General features: G+C 68.0%; 6 protein-coding genes and 1 pseudogene. 3 read left to right on the top strand and 4 right to left on the bottom strand.

Annotated features, from left to right (window positions below; translation table 11 throughout):
• Together D588_RS27420 and D588_RS0121065 are read right to left on the bottom strand one after the other, a co-directional pair.
• Nucleotides 1–153: pseudogene (locus tag D588_RS27420) on the bottom strand (glycosyl transferase); the annotation flags it as partial.
• A gap of 10 nt (nt 154–163) precedes the next feature.
• Entirely contained in the window at nt 164–361 is a 198-nt protein-coding gene (locus D588_RS0121065) for a zinc-finger domain-containing protein (RefSeq protein WP_010344507.1), read from the bottom strand.
• Nucleotides 362–541: 180 nt separating this feature from the next.
• Here D588_RS0121065 and D588_RS0121060 point away from each other — a divergent pair, with 180 nt between their 5' ends.
• Nucleotides 542–802: a helix-turn-helix transcriptional regulator gene (locus D588_RS0121060; RefSeq protein WP_225851569.1), complete on the top strand. Its 261-nt coding sequence runs from the start codon at nt 542–544 to the stop codon at nt 800–802.
• 465 nt (nt 803–1,267) lie between these two features.
• On the opposite strand, the gene D588_RS0121055 is transcribed toward D588_RS0121060, so the two are convergent.
• Both D588_RS0121055 and D588_RS0121050 read right to left on the bottom strand, forming a co-directional pair.
• The gene (locus D588_RS0121055; RefSeq protein ID WP_017910606.1) at nt 1,268–3,553 is read right to left on the bottom strand and encodes an NADP-dependent malic enzyme; all 2,286 of its coding nucleotides are present in this window, start codon (nt 3,551–3,553) and stop codon (nt 1,268–1,270) included.
• Nucleotides 3,554–3,701: 148 nt separating this feature from the next.
• Entirely contained in the window at nt 3,702–5,066 is a 1,365-nt protein-coding gene (locus tag D588_RS0121050) for a dicarboxylate/amino acid:cation symporter (protein WP_026143958.1), read from the bottom strand.
• Nucleotides 5,067–5,515: 449 nt separating this feature from the next.
• Between D588_RS0121050 and D588_RS0121045 the strand changes: the two genes are divergently transcribed.
• Nucleotides 5,516–6,688 (top strand): porin, encoded by a 1,173-nt coding sequence (locus D588_RS0121045; protein WP_017917402.1) that lies wholly within the window; start codon nt 5,516–5,518, stop codon nt 6,686–6,688.
• A 316-nt stretch (nt 6,689–7,004) separates the two neighbouring features.
• A partial coding sequence (locus tag D588_RS0121040) for a cache domain-containing protein (RefSeq protein ID WP_017917401.1) occupies nt 7,005–7,908 on the top strand: 904 nt, incomplete at its 3' end.

Genomic DNA, 7,908 nt, shown 5'->3' with positions numbered 1-7,908 from the left:
GGCGGCCAGCGCCGGCAGCAGCCGGCCGCCGGCCGACACGACCACGGCGCGATGCCCGGCCTCGACCAGGGCCTGGGCGATTTCCAGGGTGGACCGCTCGACGCCGCCGGACTCCAGCGCCGGCAGCAGCTGCACCACGGTCAGGCGGTGCATCGAACCCGGATCAGTCGACCAGCACGAAGACCGCGCCGCAGTATGGGCACTTGGCTTCCAGGCCCGGCTCGTCCTCGATCGGCAGGTAGACCCGCGGATGCGAGTTCCACAGCGCCATCTCCGGGGTCGGGCAGCTCAGCGGCAGGTCGGCGCGGCGCACCTCGTAGCGCGTCTGGGCATTGGCGGGCGCGGTGGCGGTATGGCTCATGGCGGTGGGGACACGGCAAAAAGGGACAGGCGATTCTAGCAGCCCGTCCCGCCACGGGCGCGGTGCGCGGCGGCGGCCCCAGGCGGTCCTTTCACGCGCCTTTCCGGTTCGCTTGATACGGAACCAACGCACCACTATGCTGGCATCACGCGGCGCCGACATGCCGCTTTGAGGTGTCTCGTGGATATAGGTGTGCGTTTGATGCAGGCGCGGCGAAATGCCGGTTTCACACTGCGCGAGCTTGCCGCCTTGCTGGGCGTGGCGCATAGCACTCTGGGTCATTGGGAGAACAACCGTTCGGTTCCCAATGCCCGGCATTTGCTGAAGATCGCCGAACTTACCGGCGTCGATGCGTATGTGCTGCTGACCGGCAAGCCGTCCAAGCTGAACCAGACCGACAGCGACAGCCTGCCGTTGCCGGTGGGCAAGCGCATGGCCTGAGCGCGGCGCGGCGCCACTGGCGCCGTCCCCGTGCCCGGCTCGACCCCGCGCAGCCCAGGTGCCGGCTGCGAGTGAAGACGCGACTCGCACTGCGACACTCGCTGTCGCCCCAATATGAAACCGCTTCCAGCCCCGCCCTTTCGCTGATCTCGCCGCAATCCGGCGCAGCGGTTGCGGCACTCTTGCCGCTTCAGCGCCACTCCCTCACTGCCCCTGGCGCAACCGCGGCCGCCTTCCGTGCTACTCATTCCGTCTGCGGCGACATCGCGCGCTCAGGCACGGCCTCGTGCACGACTCGCACGTGAGGCGCGCGCAGCGCGCGAGCGGATCTCCTGAAGACATGAGGGCGGCAGCCGTGCTGCCAGCCGTGCCGTGTGCGCACGCCCGAAGCGCCGCTGCAGCACGTGCAGCCGCACCGGCACCGCAGTCATGCGGGCCGGTGCGGGCTGGAAGCCGCGTAAAGGCTTATTTTTCCGCTTCGAGCTGCTTGCGGATCTGCGCGTCGACCGCGGCGATCGCGGTCATGTTCATCACCCGGCGCGAGGTGGCGCTGGTGGTGAGGATGTGCACCGCCTTGGAAATGCCCATCAGGATCGGGCCGATCGCCACACCGTCGGTGAACACGCGCACCAGGTTGTAGGCGATGTTGGCCGCTTCCAGGTTCGGCAGCACGAACAGGTTGGCGCGACCCTTCAGCGTGCTGTTGGGCATGATCTGCTTGCGCAGCGCCTCGTCCCACGCGGTGTCGCCCTGCATCTCGCCGTCGATGTTGAGCTCGGGCTTGCGCTTGAGCAGCGCCTCGCGCACCTGGCGCATCTTCAGCGCGTCGCGCGAATCGTGGCTGCCGAAATTGGAATGCGACAGCAGCGCGATGTTCGGCTCGATGCCGAACAGCTTCAGGCGATAGGCGGCCTGCAGCGTGGCTTCGACGATCTGCTCCACGCTGGGATCTTCCTGCACGTGGGTGTCGACGAAGAAGAACGCGCCCTGCTGGTTGATCACACCGGTCATCGCCGAGGTCGAACTGACCCGCGGCTCCAGCGGAATCACGCTGCGCGCGTAGCCGAGCTTCTTGTGGAAGCGACCGACCACACCGGTGAGCAGCGCATCGGCTTCGCCGCGCGCGACCATCACCGCGGCGATCAGCGTCGGCCGCGAGCGCATCAGTTCCTTGGCCGCGGTGACGGTGACGCCGCGGCGCTCGGTGAGCGCGTGGTAGTACTGCCAGTAGTCGTTGAAGCGCGGATCGTCGTGGATGTTGGTGATCTCGAAATCCACGCCGGCGGTGATGCGCAGGCCCAGGCGCTGAATGCGCGCCTCGATCACGTCGGGACGGCCGATCAGGATCGGGAACGCCAGGCCCTCGTCGATCACGCTCTGCACCGCGCGCAGCACCACTTCCTCTTCGCCCTCGGCATAGACCACGCGCTGCTTGTCGGCGCGGGCGCGGTCGTACACCGGCTTCATCATCAGGCTCGTGCGGTAGACGAACTGGCTGAGCTTGTCGCGGTAGGCGGCCATGTCGGCGATCGGCCGCGTGGCCACGCCCGAATCCATCGCCGCCTGCGCCACCGCCGAGGACAGCTCGACCAGCAGGCGCGGATCCAGCGGCCGCGGGATCAGGTAGTCGGGACCGAAGCTCGGCGTCTCGCCGCCGTAGGCCGCGCCGAGGTCGGAGGCCTCGCGCCGCGCCATCGCCGCGATCGCCTTGACGCAGGCGATCTTCATTTCCTCGTTGATGCCGGTGGCGCCGACGTCGATGGCGCCACGGAACAGGTAGGGGAAGCACAGCACGTTGTTGATCTGGTTCGGATAGTCCGAACGGCCGGTGCCGATGATCGCGTCCGGACGCACCGCCTTGGCTGCCTCCGGCGTGATCTCCGGATTCGGATTGGCCAGGGCGAAGATCACCGGCTGCGGCGCCATCGTCGCCACCATCTCCGGCTTGAGGATGCCGGCGGCCGACAGGCCGAGGAAGATGTCCGCGCCCTCGACGATCTCGGCCAGGGTGCGCTTGTCGGTATCGCGGGCGTAGCGCGCCTTGTCCGGGTCCAGGTCGGTGCGGCCGGTGTGGATCACGCCGTCGCGATCCAGGGCCAGGATGTTCTCCGGCTTCAGGCCCAGCGAGACCAGCATGTTGACGCAGGAGATGCCGGCCGCGCCCATGCCGGTGGTGGCCAGCTTGACCTCTTCGATCTTCTTGCCGGTGACCACCAGCGCATTGAGCACGGCCGCGCCGACGATGATCGCGGTGCCGTGCTGGTCGTCGTGGAACACCGGGATGTTCATGCGCTCGCGCAGCTTGCGCTCGACGATGAAGCACTCCGGTGCCTTGATGTCTTCCAGGTTGATGCCACCGAAGGTCGGCTCGAGGCTGGCGATGATGTCGACCAGCTTGTCCGGGTCGTTCTCGTTGATCTCGATGTCGAACACGTCGATGCCGGCGAACTTCTGGAACAGCACGCCCTTGCCTTCCATCACCGGCTTGGATGCCAGCGGGCCGATGTTGCCCAGGCCCAGCACCGCGGTGCCGTTGCTGATCACCGCCACCAGGTTGCCGCGCGCGGTCAGTTCGCTGGCCTGTTTCGGATCGGCGACGATGGCCTCGCAGGCGAAGGCGACGCCCGGCGAATAGGCCAGTGAGAGATCGCGCTGGGTCAGCATGGGCTTGGTCGCGGAGACCTTGATCTTGCCCGGCGGCTGCTGGCGGTGATAGTCGAGGGCGGCCTGTTTGAAATCGTCGTTTGACATCGAGGGCTTCTTTTGTCGAAAGGCGCGGAGGCCCGGAATTCTACCCCCAGCCGCGGGAGCGGTCCTGTCTGGCGGCTGTCGCCACGGCCTTGGGAGCAGGAAAAAAGCAACGCGCCGGCAAGGCCGGCGCGTCGTGTGATGCAAGGGATCAGCGCGTGGCGAGCGGTTCGGCCGCCACCGCCGGCAGCGGCACGGCCTCGCCATCCAGCGCCAGGCGCAGGCGGTCGCGATCCAGCGCATTCTCCCAGCGCGAGACCACCACGGTGGCCACCGCATTGCCCATGAAGTTGGTCAGCGAGCGGCACTCGCTCATGAAGCGGTCCACGCCCAGGATCAACGCCATGCCGGCGACCGGCACTTCCGGCACCACCGCCAGCGTCGCCGCCAGGGTGATGAAGCCGGCACCGGTCACACCGGCCGCGCCCTTGGAGCTGAGCATCGCCACCAGCAGCAGCGTGATCTGATGGCCCAGAGTGAGTTCGGTGTTGGTGGCCTGCGCGATGAACAGCGCCGCGAGCGTCATGTAGATGTTGGTGCCATCGAGGTTGAACGAGTAACCGGTGGGCACCACCAGGCCGACCACCGACTTCTCGCACCCGGCGCGCTCCATCTTCTCCATCAGCGACGGCAGCGCCGATTCGGACGAGGACGTGCCCAGCACCAGCAACAGTTCCGTCTTGAGGTAGCGGATCAGCTTGAAGATCGAGAAGCCGCACAGATAGGCGACGGCGCCGAGGATCACCACCACGAACAGCAGCGAGGTGACGTAAAACGAACCGACCAGCCAGGCCAACTGCACCAGCGAGTGCAGGCCGTGCTCGCCGATGGTGTAGGCGATCGCGCCCAGCGCGCCGATCGGCGCGGCCTTCATCAGGATGTGCACCAGCTTGAACACCGGCGCGATCAACGCCTCCAGGAAGTTCAGGACCGGCTTGCCGCGCTCGCCGACCATGGCCAGCGACACGCCGAACAGCACGGCGACGAACAGCACCTGCAGCACGTTGGTCCCGACCAGCTTGCCGTTGACCACCTGGTCGCCGGTGAACGCGCCGAGCAGCGAATTGGGGATGATGTCCATCAGGAAGCCGACCAGGGTCAGGTCGTGCGACTTCTGCACGTAGCTGGCGACCTTGCTCTGGTCCAGCGTGGCCAGGTTGACGTCCATGCCCGCGCCGGGCTGCACCACGTGCGCGACGATCATGCCCACCACCAGCGCCAGGGTGGAGAAGAACAGGAAGTACACCATCGCCTTGCCGAACACCCGGCCCACCGTCTTCAGGTGCGTCATGCCGGCGATGCCGGTGACGATGGTCAGGAAGATCACCGGCGCGATGATCATCTTCACCAGCTTGATGAAGGCATCGGCCAGCGGCTTGAGCTGCGTGGCGAACTGCGGCTCCAGATGGCCGAGCACGGCACCGATGACGATGGCCACCAGCACCTGGACGTAGGTATGCCGGTAGAACGGCACCGGCCGCGGCGCAGGGCTGGCCGGGGAAGTTGAGATATGCATCGAAGGCGCTCCGGGACGGTCCGCCCACCCGACGCGGGTCGCGGAATGCTGCCTTTGTACGCGTCGCCAGCGTCTAAGCAGATAACCTATTGGTACTAGGCCCGGCGCCGCGCCGTGTCGACGCGGTTACAGTGGCGCGGCAGGCTCACGGAAGGGCTGACGCAACGCCGCACGCAGACGCCGCCCCTCGCGGCCGATGGCGGCGTGGCCGCCATCGCAGCGCACGTCTTCAGGGGGAGACGGCGTCGCAGGACTGCAACATCGCCGTAAAGAACGGCCGGGCGCGTCCGCTATTGCATGCAGGGGGCATCGCGTCCGGCACCGTGTCCGCGTCGCAGCGGCCTCGCCGTTCGCGTGCGGTCCACCGCCGCACTGCCCGCGCCATCCATGGCACCACCAGCCCGGCCGGGGACTGCCGCGCCTTCATTCCTTACCGAGACGACTCCATCATGCGCCACACTCTCCTCTTCGCTGCGCTGGGCCTGACCGCCGCCGCTCCCGCCGTCGCCGCCAACGGTTTCGACGACTGGCCGACCAAGGTCGCCTTCAACGACGGCACCGAACTGGCCGTGACCGGCAACTACGCCTACGACTGGAACAACTTCTCCAACGACGACGGTCGCCTGGAGGACGACAACGCGTTCCGGCGCAAGGAGTTCGGCGCCACGTTGAAGAAGAAGGGCGTGTACGACGCGATGGTGTACTTCGACTTCCAGTCCAAGCTGTGGCTGGACGTGTTCTTCCGCTTCGAGACCAAGGCCCTGTTCGGCGCCGACTACGGCAAGGTGCGCCTGGGCTACATCAAGGTGCCGGTGGGCCTGGAAGGCGTGACCAGCTCGCGCGCGGACAGCTTCATGGAAGTGGCGCTGCCGGTGCAGGCCATCTACCAGGGCCGCCGTACCGGCGTGGAGTGGACCTTCGAGCGTCCGCAATACCTGCTGCAGGCCGGCGCCTACGGCGGCAAGGACCTGCAGGGCGACAACCCCGGCACCACCCAGGCGGTGCGCGGCGTGTGGACCCCGTTCAAGGCCGACGGCGACGTGCTGCACTTGGGCCTGGCTTACTCGCAGGAGAATCCGCGCGGCTACCACAACGGCCTGGACGTGAGCTTCAGCCCGCGCGCGCGCTTCCGTGCGCGTCCGGAAGCCGGCCTGACCGACGTGCGCCTGATCGATTCGGGCACGCTGGTCGACGTCGACCAGGTGCGCCGCACCGGCCTGGAGGCGATCTGGATCAAGGGACCGTTCTCGATGCAGGGCGAGGCGCTGCGCGCCGACGTGACCCGCGACAACGGCCGCCCCGACTACACCGCCGACGGCCAGTACGTGTTCGCCAGCTACGTGCTGACCGGCGAATCGCGGCCGTACAGCGCCGGCAACGTCGGCAACATCAAGCCGGCCAACGCCTACGGCGCGGTCGAGCTGCTGGCGCGCTACAGCCGCCTGGACCTGGACGACGGCACGGTGCTCGGCGGCCGCCAGCACGACTGGACCTTCGGCGCCAACTGGTACCTGACCAGCCACTTCAAGTTCCAGGTCAACTACGTGCGCGCCGATGCCGAACGCGCCGGCGTGCACGTCAAGCCGAACTCGCTGGACGTCCGCGCCCAGGTCCAGTTCTGAGCAAACGCTCGCCGGCCGATCCGAGGCGATCGGCCGGCGTGCACCCCGCTGCGCCAGCCGCAAAGGCTGCGCAGCGAGCCGCAGGAGGGGCGTCGGCGATGCCAAGGCCCCTTGGGTGATGCGGCCTCGCCGCCCACAGCGTGTTCGCGGCACATCCGCAAGACGACACCGGCGACGTTCCCTGATGCGATCGCCGTTGCACCTGCCGGCGGTTTCGGCTCGTTGGCGCTCCGCGACGCCAGCCATCTCCGCCGCATGCCGCAAACGGCGGCGCACCCTCTAAGCTGATGCGGTCCCGGTCGCCGCGTTCTTCCGCATGCCCTCGCTCCTGCGCCATCGTCGCCTGATCCTGCTGCTGGTCGTCATCGTCGGCGGCATGGTGCTGGCGATGCTGTCGGCGCAGCACGTCGCCGAACAGCGCGCGCTGCGCGCCGAGAGCGTGCAACTGCGGCAACAGCTGGAGCTGTATGCGCAGACCCTGCAGCAGCGCATCGACCGCTACCGCACCTTGCCGCAGGTGCTGGCGCTGGATCCGGAACTGCGCGACGCCCTGACCCATCCGCTGGACACAGCCACCCAGCAGCAGTTGAACCTGAAGCTGGAACGCGCCAACGACGTCACCCGCTCCTCGACCCTGACCCTGATCGACGCCAACGGCGTGGCCCTGGCCGCCAGCAACTGGCGCCTGGCCAGCAGCAACGTCGGCGCCGACTACAGCTTCCGCCCGTACGTGAAGCAGGCCCTGGCGCAGGGCAAGGGCCGTTTCTACGGCATCGGCATGACCACCGGCGTGCCCGGCTACTTCCTCTCGCAGGCGATCCTCGACGCGCATGGACGCCCGCTCGGGGTGATCGTGATCAAGATCGAGCTGGCCGCGCTGGAGCACGAATGGCTGCGCGTGCCCGACGTGGTGCTGGTCAGCGACGGCCATGGCGTGGTGTTCCTGTCCAGCCGCGACGTGTGGCGCTACCGCCAGTTGCAGCCACTCAGCGCGCGCGAGCGCGACGAACTGCTGGCGACCCGCCAGTACGCGCAGCAGACCCTGCTGCCGGCGAAGCGGCGGGTGCTGGAGACGCTGGACGACGGCGGCCAGGTGATGCGCATCGACATGCCGGCGCAGCCGGCGCCGCTGCTGTGGCAGAGCATGGCGCTGCCGGAGGGCGGCTGGCGCCTGCACCTGCTGCACGACGTCGGCGGCAGCCGCGCGGCCGGCCGCGCCA

Origin of the sequence: Xanthomonas sp. SHU 308 (genome assembly GCF_000364645.1) — a bacterium.
Lineage (GTDB): Bacteria > Pseudomonadota > Gammaproteobacteria > Xanthomonadales > Xanthomonadaceae > Xanthomonas_A > Xanthomonas_A sontii.
This window is presented reverse-complemented; position numbering and strand designations above follow the sequence as displayed.